Origin of the sequence: Pseudomonas sp. TR47 (assembly GCF_044143025.1) — a bacterium.
Lineage (GTDB): Bacteria > Pseudomonadota > Gammaproteobacteria > Pseudomonadales > Pseudomonadaceae > Aquipseudomonas > Aquipseudomonas putida_E.
Genome location: NZ_JBHFCS010000001.1, coordinates 81023 through 97675, shown reverse-complemented (window position 1 = coordinate 97675; position 16653 = coordinate 81023). Strand labels below are relative to the sequence as shown.

The 16653-nt window shown below is 63.7% G+C and carries 14 protein-coding genes; 7 read left to right on the top strand and 7 right to left on the bottom strand.

What is annotated here, in order from left to right; translation table 11 throughout:
• Positions 1–25: 25 nt before the first annotated feature.
• The 4 genes from ACEWE8_RS00490 to ACEWE8_RS00475 form a co-directional block, all read right to left on the bottom strand.
• Positions 26–4552, bottom strand: a complete 4527-nt coding sequence (locus tag ACEWE8_RS00490) for a hemagglutinin repeat-containing protein (protein WP_046784378.1) — start codon at positions 4550–4552, stop codon at positions 26–28.
• Between the two features lie 27 nt (positions 4553–4579).
• Positions 4580–6259, bottom strand: a complete 1680-nt coding sequence (locus ACEWE8_RS00485; protein WP_046784377.1) for a ShlB/FhaC/HecB family hemolysin secretion/activation protein — start codon at positions 6257–6259, stop codon at positions 4580–4582.
• Between the two features lie 160 nt (positions 6260–6419).
• On the bottom strand, positions 6420–6974 hold the full coding sequence (locus ACEWE8_RS00480; RefSeq protein WP_012315982.1) for a murein L,D-transpeptidase family protein: 555 nt from the start codon (positions 6972–6974) through the stop codon (positions 6420–6422).
• An 18-nt stretch (positions 6975–6992) separates the two neighbouring features.
• The gene (locus tag ACEWE8_RS00475; protein ID WP_046784376.1) at positions 6993–7544 is read right to left on the bottom strand and encodes an NUDIX hydrolase; all 552 of its coding nucleotides are present in this window, start codon (positions 7542–7544) and stop codon (positions 6993–6995) included.
• Positions 7545–7670: 126 nt separating this feature from the next.
• Between ACEWE8_RS00475 and ACEWE8_RS00470 the strand changes: the two genes are divergently transcribed.
• The 5 genes from ACEWE8_RS00470 to purT all read left to right on the top strand — a co-directional run bounded on the left by ACEWE8_RS00470 (position 7671) and on the right by purT (position 10814).
• Positions 7671–8270, top strand: a complete 600-nt coding sequence (locus ACEWE8_RS00470; protein ID WP_046784375.1) for a CoA pyrophosphatase — start codon at positions 7671–7673, stop codon at positions 8268–8270.
• Positions 8271–8311: 41 nt separating this feature from the next.
• Positions 8312–8836: a gamma carbonic anhydrase family protein gene (locus tag ACEWE8_RS00465; RefSeq protein ID WP_039602029.1), complete on the top strand. Its 525-nt coding sequence runs from the start codon at positions 8312–8314 to the stop codon at positions 8834–8836.
• On the top strand, positions 8829–9029 hold the full coding sequence (locus ACEWE8_RS00460; protein WP_039602028.1) for a DUF1289 domain-containing protein: 201 nt from the start codon (positions 8829–8831) through the stop codon (positions 9027–9029). The genes ACEWE8_RS00465 and ACEWE8_RS00460 overlap by 8 nt, the downstream gene beginning before the upstream one ends.
• A gap of 59 nt (positions 9030–9088) precedes the next feature.
• Complete coding sequence (locus ACEWE8_RS00455; RefSeq protein WP_046784374.1) at positions 9089–9556, top strand: VUT family protein; 468 nt, start codon at positions 9089–9091, stop codon at positions 9554–9556.
• Positions 9557–9632: 76 nt separating this feature from the next.
• The gene (gene purT / locus ACEWE8_RS00450) at positions 9633–10814 is read left to right on the top strand and encodes a formate-dependent phosphoribosylglycinamide formyltransferase (RefSeq protein WP_046784373.1); all 1182 of its coding nucleotides are present in this window, start codon (positions 9633–9635) and stop codon (positions 10812–10814) included.
• Positions 10815–10883: 69 nt separating this feature from the next.
• Here the strand turns inward: purT and ACEWE8_RS00445 are convergent, their stop codons facing one another.
• The 3 genes from ACEWE8_RS00445 to ACEWE8_RS00435 all read right to left on the bottom strand — a co-directional run bounded on the left by ACEWE8_RS00445 (position 10884) and on the right by ACEWE8_RS00435 (position 14489).
• Positions 10884–12185, bottom strand: coding sequence for an MFS transporter (locus tag ACEWE8_RS00445; RefSeq protein WP_046784372.1), 1302 nt, complete (start codon positions 12183–12185; stop codon positions 10884–10886).
• 279 nt (positions 12186–12464) lie between these two features.
• Positions 12465–13670, bottom strand: a complete 1206-nt coding sequence (locus tag ACEWE8_RS00440) for a transporter associated domain-containing protein (RefSeq protein WP_046784371.1) — start codon at positions 13668–13670, stop codon at positions 12465–12467.
• 9 nt (positions 13671–13679) lie between these two features.
• On the bottom strand, positions 13680–14489 hold the full coding sequence (locus ACEWE8_RS00435; RefSeq protein WP_012315973.1) for an inner membrane protein YpjD: 810 nt from the start codon (positions 14487–14489) through the stop codon (positions 13680–13682).
• A gap of 297 nt (positions 14490–14786) precedes the next feature.
• Between ACEWE8_RS00435 and ffh the strand changes: the two genes are divergently transcribed.
• Positions 14787–16163: a signal recognition particle protein gene (ffh, locus tag ACEWE8_RS00430; RefSeq protein ID WP_046784370.1), complete on the top strand. Its 1377-nt coding sequence runs from the start codon at positions 14787–14789 to the stop codon at positions 16161–16163.
• A gap of 235 nt (positions 16164–16398) precedes the next feature.
• The gene (gene rpsP / locus ACEWE8_RS00425; RefSeq protein WP_012315971.1) at positions 16399–16650 is read left to right on the top strand and encodes a 30S ribosomal protein S16; all 252 of its coding nucleotides are present in this window, start codon (positions 16399–16401) and stop codon (positions 16648–16650) included.
• Positions 16651–16653 lie beyond the last annotated feature (3 nt).

Genomic DNA, 16653 nt, shown 5'->3' with positions numbered 1-16653 from the left:
GTTTGCCGACGACAGGGCCTGTGGATCAGTTGGCTTTCCCTTCAATCCCCGATGCCCACTGCTCACTGCGGCTATGCCCACTGGTGCGCAGCAAGCCAAGGTCCAATGCATTCTCGCCGTCTGCGGCACCTTTGCCTTTGCTGATCTGGGCAATGGCGGTACCCAGGTCTACCGGCGAGTTCGACGCATCGATCGACACATCCCGGCGGTAATCATTGCCGCTCAGCGTCTCCTTGGTCACCGCGTTGGCGGTGAGTTTTACCTCACCCTTGGCCGATTGCAGGCGGGCGCCTGTCAGGTGAGCGTCACCGCCAACCGTCAGGTCTACCCCATCGCTGCCCTTGAGCGCCGTCTGCTGGGCTACGCCATCACGCTGAACATGCGACACATCGAGCCTGAAGGTTGGCGAAACGCCCGGGTCGGCCTTGGCCAGGGCGGAACCTGCTTTTTCGCTGACCTTGCTTCCCAGCGGCCCTGCGACGGCCGTGGCAGCGTTCACATAGCCTTGCGGGTTTTTCTCTTTGCTCAGCCGTGCATCACCTTTTACGGTCAGGGTATCGACGCTGTCCTTGCGGCTGGCGATGCGCAGGTCGCCGTCGATTGCGCCGCTGATGCGCCCGGCTTCCAGGCTTACGCCTTCGATGCGGGTGTCGCCGCGGCTTTGCAGGTCGATACGCTCGGCGCGCAGGTTGCCGGCGTTCCAGATGAGGTTGTCGCGCTTGTCGAGGTTGACTTGAACACGGCCGTGCAGCCCAAGGGTGTCGGTGCCGCCCTTGGATGTGTTGAAGCCGGCGCCGGCGGTAATGTCCAGGTTGTCGCGCCGCTCGACGTTGGATGACGCTTCGATCAGCATGCCGCCCTTGGCGGCATTGATGCCGATGTGCTCGGCCGATGCCTGCAGGCCCTGCAGATGCACGGCGAGGTCCTCGCGAGCGCGGCTGTCGAGGGTCAGTTTGCCTGCGCTTTGGAACTGCGCATCGATTGCCTGGCGGGCGTCCTCGTTCTTCTTGCCATGGTTGAAATGGCCCCCGATGGCGCCACCTTGGGTGGTGCCGGTCTTCACGGCCAACTCCAGGCCGCCGCCCAGGTTCCCGCCAGTGGCCTGCCGGGTATTGCTCGCAGCTTTGACCTGCAGGCGGCCATCGCTTTGCAGGAGCGTATCGCCGACCTTGGCCTCGCGGCTGCCAATACGCGTGCCTTCGAGCAGCATGTCGCCCCCGCTGGTCAGGCGCACTTGGCCTTTGGCGTCGACCTGCGCCACCTGGGCATTGGTTTGCGTAGCCTGCTGCTGGGCATGGTCGAGATAGCCTCGGCCGTCGACGCCGGTGCTGCCCGGGCGGTTGCCGACCTTGGCCCAGGCGTTGCCATCGAGCTGGCGAGCGCGCTGTTGAGCGTGGTCGGTGGCCTGGGCCAGCGACAGTGTAGTGCCACTCTGGATCACTACGTCGCCTTCACCGCCATCGATGCGCGTGCCTTCGTAGCGGCCGTCGCTACCCAACTGCACCTGAATGCCCTGTTGCCCATAAAGGCTGCCCGGCACTGCGGTGCTGGCGGTATCCTGCTTGCCCTGCGAGCCGCCCTTGCCGGAAGCGCGGACGTTCAGGTCGCTCCCCGAACTGGTATCCACGCGCAGGTCACCGCCGTAGGCCAGGCGCTGCACGTTATCTTCCCGGGTGTTTTCGGCTGCGCGCAGGTGGTGCTGCTGCGCGTCGACCTGCAGGGCGCCGGCGTTGGCACGCCAGGTGGTGCCCTGGTCATCGAGGGTATCGGTCTTGACCTTCACGTGCCCCCCTGCCAGTTCGCTCACCTGGGCAAAGCCGCGGCGCTGGTTTTCCAAGCGTTTGAGGTGGTCCAGGGTCATGTCGCCGCCAACGCTCGGTGCCACCATTGCGTCTTCGGGCGAGGCTTGCTGGAAGCGCGCCGCTTCTTCGCCCTGTACCAAGCGTTCGATCGGCCGGGTCACGTCACGGTACTCCAGGCTGGCGCCGATGCTGCCTGACCAGTCATTGCGCTGCACTTCACGTTCATGGGTGTCCTGCACGGCACGGTTCTCGATGCGCTTGGCAGTTACCTGAAGGGTGTCGCCTGCGTTGACGCGTGCAGCTTCGGTGATCAACTCGTCGGCGCTGAGTTTCAGGTCGCCGCTGGCCTGCAGCCCGGTGCGTTGCGTCTTGCTGTCGCGTTCGGTGGTGACTTCGTTGTTGCGATGGCCTTCGAACAGGCTGCCCAGCCGATCCATACCGCCGGTCACCGTCAGGCCACCACCGCTTTGGGTAGAGCTTCCGGACGACACGCGCTCGTTGCGTGTGGCGCCAAGGCTCACCTGTTTGGCCTGCACGTTCAGGTCGCCCGCATTGGCCTGTACGCTGGAGCCGTTGACCTGTAGCTGCGCGCCGCTGTCCAGGCCAACCGTAGCGCCCGTCAATTCGCTGGCCACCTGCGACGTTTCGCGTTGTTGGCCTGTGCTGGTGACCACCTCGTAAGCAACGCCGGCGGCGTACTGGCGCGACTCGGGCTTGCCGTCTTCGGCTTCTTGGGTCTGTTTGGCGCTGGCCGTGAAACCGCGCTGCTGGCTGCGTGTTTCGCTCTCGTCGCTTGACTGTGTGCTACCGATCAACAGGTCGCCCTTGGCCTCGACCTGCAGATGCCCGCCGGCCTTCACCTTCGAACCCTGGATGCGCAATTCTTCAGCACTGGCCAACCGCAGGTTGCTGGCAGAACTGACGTCACTGCTCAGCACCTGCTGCTTGCGCTGCGTGCGCTCGCGATCGTTGCCGATCAGGCCGAACAACTTGCTGCTGCTGTCGCGGTCGGTGGCAACAGTGCTGGCGTGGTCTGCCTCGATCGCCAGGGCGCCTTTTTCGCTGTACATCACCGCGTCTTGGGCGCCGTGGACGGTGCTGCCCTTGATGCCCACCTGTTCGGCCGCAACGTTCAGCTTGCCATCGGCTGTGACAGCGCTGCCGGCTACGCTCTGCCCTTGGGTATCGTTGCCTTTGCGGTCACCAAAAAAGGTGCCCGATACCAGGTCGCCACGGTAGTTGCGGCGTGTGCCCTGTTCCTGCAGCGCCGTTGTGCCGATTTCGACGTTGCTGGCGTTGATGTCCAGGCCGGCGCGGCTGTGCAGCTTGCTGCCTTGCACGGTGAGCGTGTCATTGGCCTTGACCGTCATGCGCGCGGCATTGAGCGTGCTGCCTTGTGCTGATTCCTTGTACTGGTTGGTATCGCTGTCGCCGCGCCACAGGTCTTTGCGGTGGCGTACCTGCTCCTCGATACGTTGGCTGTTGGTGCCTGCACTGATATCCAGGTTGGCAGCGCTGTCGAGTGTCAGGTCGCCGCCCGCATCCACATTGGCTGCCAACAGGCGCATGTCGGCGCCGGACTGCAACAGCACGCTGTCACTGGCTTGCAGCTGCGCCCCGCGCAGTTGGTCGGCGGTGGTGGTACGTTCGCGCTGGTAGGTCTCGCGGGTAACGAAGAGGAACTTTTTGTTCCAGCTTTCCTGCTCGCGGGCGATGCTCTGGCGGCTTTCGGCATCCAGAGTGAGCTTCTTTCCAGCCTTTATCTCGATACGCTCGGCTTTGCCGTCGACGGCGCCAAGGCGCAGGTCATCGGCAGCGGTGAGTTGCAATGCGCCGTGTTCGCTGAGCAGTTCCCCGGGCCGGTTTTCATGCCCGCTGACCTGCAGTGCGCCGGCAGATTCAAGGGTGATGCCCTGGTCGGCCTTGATCTGCACCGGCCCCACCCGCACCCCTGCGCCCTCGGCAGTGCTGACCACACGAATGCGCCCGGCACGCATGGCGCCGAACAGGTTGGCGTCGATGCTGGACGGCGTGCCCGGCAGATGCTCGATGACCTGCCCGTCGTCCTGACGCATGCGGTTGCGGCCAACGGTCACGGTGAGATCGCCACTGGCCGAGAGCACGCCCTTGCTGTCGAGCTTCGGCGCGATCAGGTCCAGCGCGCCCTCGGCATTGTGCTGGCCGCCTGTGAGCACTTGCAGGGTGCCACTGGCATTGAGGGTGTTGAGGTATTTGAGCTGTTCGTCCTGCAGCTCCGGTGTACCTACCAGGAAACCGGCCCGGGTGGTGTTGATGAAGGTCCCGCCATTGAGGGTGATGCCGTTCGGGTTGGCCAGGATGTAGTCGGCCGGGCGGCCGAAGATTTCCTGTGGGCCTTCGATCAGCGAGGCGTTGCGGCTGATCACCTCGTTGAGGATGGTCGAGGCCGCCTGGCCCTGGAACTGGGGGTTGGCCGCCAGCGCGCCGGCCAGTTGCGACTGCCCGGCCTGGAGGGCGTTGTTCAGTACCACGCCGGGGCGGGCGACGTTGTAGTCCAGGAACTGGTTGTGCGACAGGCCGCTGGCGTTGGGCGCGACGATGTCGATAACAGGTACGCCATGATTGTTGCTGATGAGCGGCGTACCCCCAGGGCCGGTTGCCGCCTCCAGGCCGTGTTCGGCCAGCGCGCTGGTGGAGGCGAGCAGGGCGAGGAAAATGGCCCAGCGCAAGGTATCGGGGCGGATTGCGGGTATCTGCGAGAGTGTCTGCATGTTCTCGTTCTCTTTGTTGTGGGTGAATCAGATGTTCAGGGCCCATTCAAGTACCCAGAATCCGGGTTCGAGCAGCGGGCGCTGCAGGTCACTGGCGTAGAGGGCGCGCTGATAGTCCAGGCGCAGGCGGCTGTGCGGCAGGTTCACTTCGATACCCGCCGTGGCACCTGCCAGCCGGCGCGGCGAAGCGCCTTGCGCCAGCCGCTCCCAGCCCAGGTCCAGGCCCAGGTAGGGGCGCACCGTAGCCGGTGTGGTCCAGGGCAATGCCAGCGGTTGGCTGAAGGTATTGCGCCAGGTGGCGGCGCTGGCGCCACTGTAGGTACGCAGGCGAAAGCCACGCACCGCCGAATCGTCGCTCAACAACATTTGCTCGACGGCCGGCAAGACATCGGTGCTGTACTGCAGGCCAAGTTCGCTTTGCCAGCGCCACGGCCAGTTCGCTGGCCCTTGGCGCAGGTGCAGCAGGCTGGCGCGGTATTTTCTAAAGTCGAGCTGCGGCGCAGCTGCGTGCTGGGCGGGTTGCTCGGCGCCCAGCCAGTGAGTGCCCTGGGCGACGCCGATGTAGGCGTTCCACAGGCCGTGGTCCAGCCAGAGCAGGTTGAGCCCGGCCTCCACGCTGGTCAGGGTGGGGCTCTGCAGGCCGATGACTGCAGAGCCGGCGCGGTTGATCAGTTGTTTGCGGTCCAGCCGGGCGCTGGCGCTGAGCATGCCGTACTGGTTGCGCCAGAGCATGCGCTCGGCGCTGACGCTCTGGTAGCTGCTGTTGCCGTTGCTGTCGTACCGCCCTTGCGGAATCGGCGCGTTGTAGCGCAGTTGGCCGACATTGAGCGTGAAACTCCATGGGCCGTAGGGGATGCTGTAGTACAGGGTGACGCCCTGGCTGCGCCCCGGAGCATCGATGACCGTTGTCGACAGTGACAGGCGCAGGTCGTCGTTCAGGCCCAAGGGGCTGTCCACGCCGATGCCGAGGTTCAGGCGGTGACGCCCGGTCAGCGGGCTGCCCCGGTTATCGAAGCGGCTGTCCAGGTGCCAGCGTGAAGCCACTTGGCGAGGCTGCAGCAGCACCCGGGTGCCACCCTGCAGTTCGCCCGGCAACAGGTCGGCACTGAGCTCGTAGGCCCGCAGGCGGTTGAGCTGGTCCAGCCCCTGCTCAAGGTCTGGCAGGTACAGGGGGTTGCCCAGCAGATGGGGGAATGCGCTGTTCAGGGAGAGCGGCAGCTCGGCAGCCAGCTCGATCGACTCGACGAAGCCTTCGATGATGACGATGTCCAACGGCGTGTCATGCGCTGGCGCTTGGCGCAGATAGGGGCGGCTGGCCGGGTAACCGGCGTGCACGTAGCGCTGGGTGATGGCCTTGAGCAGGTGGTTGATGTCAGCGATGCCCATGCAGGGCTTTATCAGCGCCTGGATGGCCGGCTCGAGCGCCTGTGCCGAAAGCTGCCGGTTGCCGGCCAGGCGAACGCCGGCTATCTCCCAGCAGCGGCTGTCGCTGGGTGGGTTCGGTGCGAGGGCGTCGCTGTGTTGCGCCGCTGGAGGGCGCTGCCAGCGCTGCAGCCGCTGTTGCTGCTCGAGCTGGCGCAAGGTTCGCTGTTGATCACGCAGTTGCTGGCTGGCAGGGTCGTCCGCCCATACCTGCGGCATGGCCAGCAAGCTCGTCATGCAGCAGGCAAGCAGCCTGCTGGCGATGTGGCGGTATCGGGCTGGCATGGAAGAACCCCGCAAATGGCGTACGGCCTGCGTACTCGTTTGCGTGGATGCTAAAAACTTTGCCAGTCGATTGGATGCAGTCTGCTGCCTACACGGCAGTAGGGCAAATGTTTAATTGAAGTGGGAAGGCTCCTACAGCCTCAATTGGAATGCCGGACTATCAGGGCCGAATCTCGATCAATGTGCCGTCCGGCACCAGGTCCCAGACCTCGCGCATGTCCGAGTTGCGCATGGCGATACAGCCGTCGGTCCAGTCAAGCGTATGGAAATACCATTCGGGATACTCGTCGTTGATCGGGGTGCCGTGGATCATGATCATGCTGCCGGCACTCCAGCCCTCGCGTGTGGCCCGGGCTGCATCGCTGATGTTCGGGTAGGTGATGTGCATGGACAGGTTGAAACGGTCGCTTTGCTTGCGCCAGTCCAGCCAGTACAGGCCCTCGGGGGTCTTCTTGTCGCCTTCGCGCTGCTTGGCGCCCTTGGGCTGCTTGCCCAGCGAGATGCGGTAGGTTTTCAGCGGTTCGCCACGGCTGATCAACTGCAGGCGGCGCTCGGACTTGATCACCAGCACCTTGTCGATCAGTGGCTGCATGGCCGCCTGCGATTGCGATTGTGCCGGCAAAGGCGGCTGTGGCTTGCGAATGATGGTCTCGGTGAAGGCCGCCTGGGACACCGAGGTAACGCAAAGGCAGAAGAGGGCGAACAACCAGCGCATGAAGCGGTACCTGCAAACTTAAGTGGTGGGCGAAACGCTCATCGGTGGCAGGTACTCATGGCCTATGGGGTAATGCTGCCCGATGCGGTCGCGATAATAGCATTCTAGTGTGCGTGTGACGGTCCGGAAAGCCAGCTCGCCCCACGGTATCTCGTGTTCGTCGAACAGCCGCACCTCCAGGCTCTCGACGCCGATGTCGAAGTCCAGGTCGGCCAGTTCGGCGCGGAAGAACACATGCACCTGGTTGATGTGCGGCAGGTCGAACAACTGGTACAGGGCCATCGTGCCGACCCGGGCGCAGGCTTCTTCGACAGTTTCACGGCGGGCGGCCTGGTCCAGTGTTTCGCCGTTCTCCATGAAGCCGGCGGGCAAGGTCCAGAAGCCGCGGCGAGGCTCGATGGCTCGCCGGCACAGCAGCACCTGGCTGCCCCAGACCGGCAGCACCCCGGCAACGATGTTCGGGTTCTGGTAGTGAATGGTCTGGCAATGATTGCAGACATACCGCAGGCGGCTGTCGCCTTCGGGTATCCGCTGAATGACCGGCTGGCCGCACGCGCTGCAGAATTTCATGCTGTTCTTCCCTTGAGCCCACGCTATCTTGGCGTGCCAGGCAGGTCTGCCGCAAGCGTGCAGGGCTTGGGTGCTTCGCGGCTTTGGTGCATCATGCAGGGCAGGCCTTGGAAACGAGAGTGCGCAATGCTGGACGAGCTACTTCGCCGAATGAGCAACCACCAACCAGCTTCACTGGAAACCGACCGACGGTTCCCCGAGGCGGCGGTACTTTTGCCCATTACTCGCAGCGAAGCGCCCGAACTGGTCTTGACCCTGCGTGCCAAAGGGCTTTCCACCCATGGCGGTGAAGTCGCCTTCCCCGGTGGCAGGCGCGACCCGGAAGACCCCGACCTGATATTCACCGCGCTGCGCGAGGCCGAAGAAGAAATCGGCCTGCCGCCAGGCCTGGTGGAAGTGCTCGGCCCGCTGAGCCCGCTGATTTCCCTGCATGGGCTGAAAGTGACGCCATTCGTCGGGGTGATCCCTGATTTCGTCGAATACCGCGCCAATGATGCGGAGATCGCGGCAGTATTCAGCGTGCCGCTCGAATTTTTCCGCCAGGACCCGCGCGACCACACCCACCGTATCGATTACCAGGGCCGGAGTTGGTATGTGCCCAGCTATCGTTATGGCGAATACAAGATCTGGGGGCTGTCGGCGATCATGATCGTCGAACTGGTCAACTTGCTGTACGACGCAGGCATCAGCCTGCATCAGCCCCCCGAGCGTTATATAGAGATCTGAACGGGGCACACCCCGTCGCCGCTGATACCTGAGGAGCGAGAATGAAATACCGCTTGGGCGACCTGCGGGTCGAGAGCCATGCCACCAGTTGGGCCGCACCCAATGCCATGCTGATTGGCAAGGTACGCCTGCAGGCGCGCGCCAGTGTGTGGTTCGGCGCGGTGCTGCGCGGCGACAACGAGCTGATCGATATCGGCGAGGACAGCAATGTCCAGGACGGTACCGTGATGCATACCGACATGGGTTCGCCGCTGACATTGGGCAAAGGCGTGACCGTGGGCCACAACGCCATGCTGCACGGTTGCACGGTTGGCGATTACAGCCTGGTCGGCATCAATGCGGTGATCCTCAACGGTGCGCGCATCGGCAAACACTGCATCATCGGCGCCAATGCACTGATCCCCGAAGGCAAGGAAATTCCCGACGGTTCGCTGGTAATGGGGTCGCCCGGCAAGGTGGTGCGTGAGCTGACCGAGCAGCAGAAGCGCATGCTCGAGGCCAGCGCCGCGCACTATGTTCACAACGCCCAGCGTTATGCGCGGGACCTGGTGGTGGACGATGAGTGAGGTGATCGCTACCGAACGCCCGGTCGCTTCGCCCTGCGTGAGCATCTGCGCGCTGGACGAGCAGGATGTCTGCACCGGGTGCCAGCGCACCGTAGCGGAGATCGGCCGTTGGGGGCGGATGGACAATACCGAACGCCGTGCGGTGCTCAAGCTGTGCCATGAGCGGGCGGTGGCGGCCGGATTGATCTTGTAAGCGCTGCGGTTGACTCGAAAATCAGGTAATCTGTGCCGCTTGTCGGACGGTCACTGCCCATGTTCTTTCTAATCGCTTACATCAGCAGCGTTGTACTGATCAACTTTGCCTTTTCCAGCGCCCCGCATCTGGACGTGATCTGGTCGGCCTGGGGTGGGCTGGTGTTCATCTTGCGTGACATGGTGCAGACCCGCTACGGCCATGGCGCGCTGATCGCCATGCTGATGGCGCTGGTGCTGTCGTATGTCACTTCCGAGCCGGCCATTGCCCTGGCCAGTGCCACGGCGTTCTTCGTTTCCGAGCTGATCGACTGGCTGGTGTTCAGCATCACCCGGCGCCCCTTGCATGACCGCTTGTGGTTGAGCTCGGCACTGAGCATCCCGGTGGACACCTTCATTTTCTTCGGCATGATCGGTGCCCTGACCCCCGCCGTGATCGGCACCGCGATGGCCTCCAAGTTCGCAGGCGTGACTGCGGTGTGGCTGGCCATGGCATTTCGTGCGCGGCGGGCTGCCGTGGCTGGCTGATGGTGTAGAATACGGGTCCTTTTTCAGCGGGCGGCGCTAAGACTGGCGCGGCCCCGGACGCCTTCGAGGACCTGAAATGACCCGTATCGGAACCCCATTGTCGCCTACCGCGACCCGTGTACTGCTCTGCGGCTGTGGCGAGCTGGGCAAGGAAGTGGTGATCGAGCTGCAGCGCCTGGGCGTCGAAGTGATCGCCGTGGACCGCTACGCCAATGCGCCGGCCATGCAGGTCGCGCACCGCAGCCACGTGGTCAACATGCTCGATGGTGTCGCCCTGCGCGCGGTGATCGAGGCTGAAAAACCGCATTACATCGTCCCCGAAATCGAAGCCATCGCCACCGCTACGCTGGTCGAGCTGGAGAACGAAGGTTTCACCGTCGTGCCGACCGCCCGCGCCACGCAGCTGACCATGAACCGCGAGGGCATTCGCCGCCTGGCGGCCGAAGAGCTGGACCTGCCGACCTCGCCGTACCACTTCGCCGATACCTTTGAAGACTATGCAAAGGCTGTGGCCGATGTCGGTTACCCGTGCGTGGTCAAACCGGTGATGAGCTCGTCCGGCAAGGGCCAGAGCCTGCTGCGCAGCGATGCCGACCTGCAGAAGTCGTGGGACTACGCCCAGGAGGGTGGCCGCGCCGGCAAGGGCCGGGTGATCATCGAAGGCTTCATCGATTTCGACTACGAGATCACCTTGCTGACCGTGCGCCATGTTGGCGGCACCACGTATCTGGAGCCGGTCGGTCACCGCCAGGAGAAAGGCGACTACCAGGAGTCGTGGCAGCCCCAGGCGATGAGCCCGAAAGCCTTGGCCGAGTCGCAGCGTGTGGCGAAGGCTGTCACCGATGTACTGGGCGGCCGTGGTTTGTTCGGCGTCGAGTTGTTCGTCAAGGGCGATCAGGTGTGGTTCAGCGAAGTCTCGCCGCGCCCGCACGATACCGGCCTGGTCACGCTGATTTCCCAGGACCTGTCGCAGTTCGCGCTGCATGCCCGTGCCATTCTGGGCCTGCCGATCCCGGTGGTGCGCCAGTTCGGCCCGTCTGCGTCGGCGGTGATCCTGCCTGAAGGCCAGTCGCAGCAGACCAGCTTCGCCAACCTCGGCGCAGCGTTGAGCGAGCCGGATACCGCGATCCGCCTGTTCGGCAAACCGGAAATCAACGGCCAGCGCCGCATGGGCGTGTGCCTGGCACGTGATGAATCGATCGAAGCGGCGCGGGCCAAGGCGACCCGTGCGGCGCAGGCGGTCAAGGTCGAGTTCTAAGCTCAAGCTACAAGCTACAAGCTGCTAAGGGATGCCTTTTCTTGCAGCTTGAAGCTTGCAGCTCAAAGGTCACAGCTCTGTATTGCGGGTCTCTTTCAGGCACAGCACAGCAATCAGGCTGATCACCGCCGCCACCGATACATACCCACCCACCCAGCTCAAACCGCCCATGCTCACCAGTTTCTGGGCAAAGAACGGCGCCGCCGAAGCCCCGACGATGCCGCCCAGGTTATACGCCGCAGACGCCCCGGTATAACGCACGTGAGTAGGGAACAGCTCTGGCAGCAGCGCGCCCATCGGTGCGAAAGTCACGCCCATCAAAAACAGCTCGATGGCCAGGAACAACGCAACACCCGTGGTCGAGCCGGAGGTCAGCAAAGGCTCCATGGTGAAGCCCGAGGCCACCGCCAGCAGGCCGCCGACGATCAGCACCGGCTTGCGCCCGTAACGGTCGCTGAGCCAGGCCGATAGCGGCGTGGCCAGGGCCATGAAGACCACGGCGAAGCACAGCAGGCCAAGGAAGGTTTCGCGGCTGTAGCCCAACGTAGTGACACCGTAGCTCAGCGAGAACACCGTCGAGATGTAGAACAGCGCATAGCACACCACCATGGCGGCCGCGCCCAGCAGGGTCGGCAGCCAGTATTTGCTGAACAGGTCGACCACCGGCATTTTCACCCGCTCGTGGCGGGCCACGGCCTTGGCGAACACGGGGCTTTCTTCAAGCTTCAGGCGTACGTACAGGCCTACCAGCACCAGCGCGGCACTGAGCAGGAACGGAATGCGCCAGCCCCACTCCCGGAACTGCTCGTCGCTGAGCAGCAGGGCCAGGGTCAGGAACAGGCCGTTGGCCGCCAGGAAGCCGATCGAAGGGCCTAGCTGCGGGAACATCCCGAACCAGGCACGCTTGCCCGCCGGGGCGTTCTCGGTGGCCAGCAACGCCGCGCCACCCCATTCACCGCCCAGGCCCAGGCCCTGGCCGAAGCGCAGCAGGCAAAGAATGATCGGTGCCCACACGCCGATGCTGTCGTAGCCTGGCAATACACCGATCAGCGTGGTCGACACCCCCATCAGCAGCAGCGAGGCAACCAGCGTCGACTTGCGCCCGATACGGTCACCGAAGTGTCCGAACAGTGCTGAACCCAGCGGGCGGGCGAGGAAGGCGATGCCGAAGGTAAGGAAGGCCGCCAGCATCTGCGCGGTGCCTGACCCTGAAGGGAAGAATACGGGGCCGATCACCAGCGCGGCGGCAGTGGCATACACGTAGAAATCGTAGAACTCGATGGCCGTGCCGATGAAGCTGGCGGTGGCCACCCGCGCGGGCGAGTTGACCGGCGCGGCAGGCGCTTGGGCATAAGTGCTGCTGGTTGTCATTAAGTAGGTCCCTAACAGTCTGGTCGTGCTCCATGGGCTTGGCCCGCGACGGTATGCACTGGCCAGCGAAGGGCAGGTACGGTTCGCGGACGCCGGAGCGTATTGTTCTTTTGTTCGCCCGACTGACGATAGCCCAAGGGGGATAGGGGCGGGAGCGGGCACTGTTCGGGGTGTTGAAACAGGACCGCAGGGCGCGTCAGTGGAGCGCGCTGGCCGTGTGGCGCCGGGTGCGGATAGCGGGCGGGACGGCAGGGCTGGGTAAGCGTGACCGGAGTATAGCTAGCGGGTCACGGTCCACACCAGTACCTTGCTGGCGCAATTGTCTTCTGTTTCGAGGATTTCCAGGCGATAGCGGCCGATCTTCAGGCAAACAGCGCTTTCCGGGATGCTTTCAAGGGCCTCGGTGACCAGCCCGTTCAGGGTCTTCGGCCCGCCGTCGCTGGGCAGGTGCCAGCCGAGGGTGCGGTTGATTTCGCGCAGGGAAGCGGCGCCATCGATGACGAAGGTGCCGTCGGACTGGGGGTGTACATGGGGGTTGTCGAGGCTGTGCTCTTCCTCGAACTCGCCGACGATCTCCTCGAGTATGTCCTCCAGCGTGACGATGCCCAGTACCTCACCGTATTCGTCCACCACCACGCCCAGCCGGCGCTGCTGCTTGTGGAAGTTCAGCAGTTGCAATTGCAGTGGGGTGCTTTCGGGGACGAAGTAAGGCTCGTAGCAGGCGCTGTGGAGCTTCTCCAGCGTCAGCTCGGCCTTGGGCAGCAGGTGGCTGATCAGCTTGGTGTTGAGGATGGCTTCTACCTGGTTGATGTCGTTGTGGTAGACCGGCAGGCGCGTGTGGCGGCTGAGGATCAGCTGCTCGATGATGCGCTCGATCGGCTCATCCAGGTTGATGCCATCGACCTCGTTGCGCGGCACCAGAATGTCGTTGACGGTGACCTTGTCCAGCGAGTGCAGGCCATCGAGCAGGCCGTGGCGCGGCATGTCGTGGTCTTCATCCTCGGTAAAGTCGTCATCTGCCTGCGGGTGCAGGGCCACTGCGGTGGGCGGTACGCGAAACGGCCGCAACATCAGCTTGGCGCAGCCGTCCAGCAGGCAAGCCAAGGGTTGCACCAGTGCCAATGGGAGCTTCAGCAGGCTGGCGCCCAGGCTGATGAAGGCCAGCGGGTTGCGCCGAGCCAGGCGCCGCGGCAGGTATTCGGCGAACACCAGCAGGCCAGAGGTGGCGGCCAGGCCGGCCAGCCAGAAACCGTGCTCGCCGTTGAGGCGTTGGCCGATCAGGCAGGCCAGGCCCAATACCAGAAGCTTGCCCAGGCTGGCGCACAGCACCAGGGCCTGGGCTGGCAGTACCGGTTGCCCGTCATCGCCGGGGCGCAACGAGCCGTTGAGTTGCAGGCGGGCGGCATCCACCGCGGTGAACAGCGCCGACCAGAGCAGCGCCAGTGCCAAAGTGCCGAGTAGCGGAGCGTACGGCAGGGTGTCCATGGGCGACCGTCAGATATGCAGGATGAATTCGCGGACCAGCTTGCTGCCGAAATAGGCCAGCATCAGCAGGCAGAAACCGGCCAGTGTCCAGCGGATCGCCTTGTGCCCACGCCAGCCCAGGCGGGTGCGGCCCCACAGCAGTACGCTGAAGACGATCCAGGCCACGCAGGCCAGCAGGGTTTTGTGTACCAGGTGCTGGGCAAACAGGTTGTCCAGGAACAGCCAGCCAGAGATCAGCGACAGCGACAACAGGCACCAGCCCGCCCAAAGGAAGCCGAACAGCAGGCTTTCCATGGTCTGCAACGGTGGGAAGTTGCGGATCAGCCCGGAAGGGTGCTTGTTTTTCAGCTGGTGGTCCTGCAGTAGCAGGAGCAGCGACTGGAACACCGCAATGGTGAACAGCCCATAGGCCAGGATCGATAGCAGGATATGAGCGAGGATCCCCGGCTCTTCATCGATCAGCGGAACGGTGCCGGGTGGGGCGAACTGGGCCAGCAGGGCCGTGATGGCGCCGAGCGGGAACAGCAGCACCAGCAGGTTTTCCACCGGTATGCGCAGGCAGGCCAGCAGGGTCAGGGTGATCACCGCCACGGCGATCAGGCTGGCGGCGCTGAAGAAGTCCAGGCTCAGGCCCAGCGGGGTGATCAGCTGAAAGAACAGCGCGCCGCTCTGGGCGATCACGGCGAGGGCGCCGAGCAGGCCGAGCAGCCGTTTGTCGGCTTTGCTCGACTGGGCCAGGCGCGAACCCTGATAAACGGTCGCCGCTATATATAGGCCGGCGGCGATCAGGTTGGGGATGAGGCTGGGTGAGGAGACCATAAGTCCTGGTGGGCAAGCCTTAAAGAGACGGAGTTTGGCATAGATCGCGCTGGGGGGGCTAGTGAGCTGCAAGCTTCAGGCTGCAAGCTGCAAGCGAAGGCAGATTCGTACGGGGGGGCGGGATTTTCTGATGGTTTTCGGCTTGAGGCTTGCAGCTTGAAAGTTGCCACCGGGAAGCCGAGGTGTGCGCCGCCGCCGCTCTTCGCTATAATCGCCGCCTTGCTGTGCCCAGCGCGTGTGCATATTCACCTGGGCGCCTGACAAACCTCGGCTTTTACTTGGCCTGAAAGGATCACCATGTTCGAAAACCTGACCGACCGCCTGTCACAGACGCTGCGCCATGTCACCGGCAAGGCCAAGCTGACTGAAGACAACATCAAGGATACGTTGCGCGAAGTGCGCATGGCCCTGCTCGAGGCCGACGTTGCCCTGCCGGTGGTCAAGGATTTCGTCAACAGCGTCAAGGAGCGTGCGGTCGGCACCGAGGTGTCGCGCAGCCTGACCCCGGGCCAGGCGTTCGTGAAGATCGTCCAGGCCGAGCTGGAAAGCCTGATGGGTGCGGCCAACGAAGACCTCGCGCTCAATGCCGCCCCGCCTGCCGTGGTGCTGATGGCCGGTTTGCAGGGCGCGGGCAAGACCACCACCGCCGGTAAGCTGGCGCGCTTCCTCAAGGAGCGCAAGAAGAAGAGCGTGATGGTGGTTTCGGCCGACGTCTACCGCCCGGCTGCGATCAAGCAGCTGGAAACGCTGGCCAACGACATTGGCGTGACCTTCTTCCCGTCCGATATCAGCCAGAAGCCTGTGGCCATTGCCGAAGCGGCGATTCGCGAGGCCAAGCTCAAGTTCATCGACGTGGTCATTGTCGACACCGCCGGCCGTCTGCACATCGACGCCGACATGATGGACGAAATCAAGGCGCTGCATGCCGCGGTCAAGCCGGTTGAAACCCTGTTCGTGGTCGATGCCATGACCGGCCAGGACGCCGCCAATACCGCCAAGGCCTTCGGTGAAGCCCTGCCGCTGACCGGCGTGGTGCTGACCAAGGTCGACGGTGATGCCCGTGGCGGTGCCGCGCTTTCGGTACGTGCCATCACCGGCAAGCCGATCAAGTTCATCGGTATGGGTGAGAAAACCGAGGCTCTCGAGCCCTTCCACCCGGACCGTGTGGCGTCGCGCATCCTCGGCATGGGCGACGTGCTCAGCCTGATCGAGCAGGCCGAACAGACCATCGACAAGGCCAAAGCCGACAAGCTGGCCAAGAAGCTGAAGAAGGGCAAGGGCTTCGATCTCGAGGACTTCCGCGACCAGCTGCAACAGATGAAGAACATGGGTGGCCTGGGCGGCCTGATGGACAAGCTGCCGAGCATCGGCGGGGTCAACCTGTCGCAGATGGGCAATGCCCAGGGCGCAGCCGAGAAACAGTTCAAGCAGATGGAGGCGATCATCAACTCCATGACCCCGGCCGAGCGTCGCGATCCTGACCTGATCAGCGGTTCGCGCAAGCGCCGGATCGCCCTGGGTTCCGGTACCCAGGTGCAGGACATCGGGCGGCTGATCAAGCAGCACAAGCAGATGCAGAAGATGATGAAGAAATTCTCCGCCAAGGGCGGCATGGCCAAGATGATGCGCGGCCTGGGCGGGATGTTGCCTGGCGGCGGCATGCCGAAGCTGTAACCCTTATTCCGGGCGCTTGTCTTTTGAAGAATGAGCGCTCAGAACCCCCGCTGCGGCGGGGCAATGGCCACGCAATCCGTGGCTCAACCGGCAAATCTGGATGGCAGGGCGAGGCCTTGTCGAAAAAGTCATTTGCAAATGTCCGTGTATTCCCCGAGAATATGCGGCCTTTTGGGCACCCGTGTGCCTATTTGGCATTCAGATTTGCAGCACCGACTATAGGAACGATGTTCACATGGTAACCATCCGTCTTGCCCGTGGCGGCTCGAAAAAGCGCCCTTTCTACCACCTGACCGTGACCAACTCGCGTAACGCCCGTGACGGCCGTTTCGTTGAGCGCGTAGGTTTCTTCAACCCGATCGCTGCTGGCGCTGAAGTCAAGCTGTCGGTCAACCAGGAGCGCGTCAGCTACTGGCTGAGCCAAGGCGCACAGCCGTCTGAGCGTGTTGCTCAGCTGCTGAAGGACGCTGCCAAGGCCGCTGCCTGAGCA

What these genes read in the sequence shown, in the direction of transcription:
- ACEWE8_RS00490 (WP_046784378.1), bottom strand. Translation starts at nt 4,552, where the DNA reads ATGCAGACACTCTCGCAGATACCCGCAATCCGCCCCGATACCTTGCGC.
- ACEWE8_RS00485 (WP_046784377.1), bottom strand. Translation starts at nt 6,259, where the DNA reads ATGCCAGCCCGATACCGCCACATCGCCAGCAGGCTGCTTGCCTGCTGC.
- ACEWE8_RS00480 (WP_012315982.1), bottom strand. Translation starts at nt 6,974, where the DNA reads ATGCGCTGGTTGTTCGCCCTCTTCTGCCTTTGCGTTACCTCGGTGTCC.
- ACEWE8_RS00475 (WP_046784376.1), bottom strand. Translation starts at nt 7,544, where the DNA reads ATGAAATTCTGCAGCGCGTGCGGCCAGCCGGTCATTCAGCGGATACCC.
- ACEWE8_RS00470 (WP_046784375.1), top strand. Translation starts at nt 7,671, where the DNA reads ATGCTGGACGAGCTACTTCGCCGAATGAGCAACCACCAACCAGCTTCA.
- ACEWE8_RS00465 (WP_039602029.1), top strand. Translation starts at nt 8,312, where the DNA reads ATGAAATACCGCTTGGGCGACCTGCGGGTCGAGAGCCATGCCACCAGT.
- ACEWE8_RS00460 (WP_039602028.1), top strand. Translation starts at nt 8,829, where the DNA reads ATGAGTGAGGTGATCGCTACCGAACGCCCGGTCGCTTCGCCCTGCGTG.
- ACEWE8_RS00455 (WP_046784374.1), top strand. Translation starts at nt 9,089, where the DNA reads ATGTTCTTTCTAATCGCTTACATCAGCAGCGTTGTACTGATCAACTTT.
- purT (WP_046784373.1), top strand. Translation starts at nt 9,633, where the DNA reads ATGACCCGTATCGGAACCCCATTGTCGCCTACCGCGACCCGTGTACTG.
- ACEWE8_RS00445 (WP_046784372.1), bottom strand. Translation starts at nt 12,185, where the DNA reads ATGACAACCAGCAGCACTTATGCCCAAGCGCCTGCCGCGCCGGTCAAC.
- ACEWE8_RS00440 (WP_046784371.1), bottom strand. Translation starts at nt 13,670, where the DNA reads ATGGACACCCTGCCGTACGCTCCGCTACTCGGCACTTTGGCACTGGCG.
- ACEWE8_RS00435 (WP_012315973.1), bottom strand. Translation starts at nt 14,489, where the DNA reads ATGGTCTCCTCACCCAGCCTCATCCCCAACCTGATCGCCGCCGGCCTA.
- ffh (WP_046784370.1), top strand. Translation starts at nt 14,787, where the DNA reads ATGTTCGAAAACCTGACCGACCGCCTGTCACAGACGCTGCGCCATGTC.
- rpsP (WP_012315971.1), top strand. Translation starts at nt 16,399, where the DNA reads ATGGTAACCATCCGTCTTGCCCGTGGCGGCTCGAAAAAGCGCCCTTTC.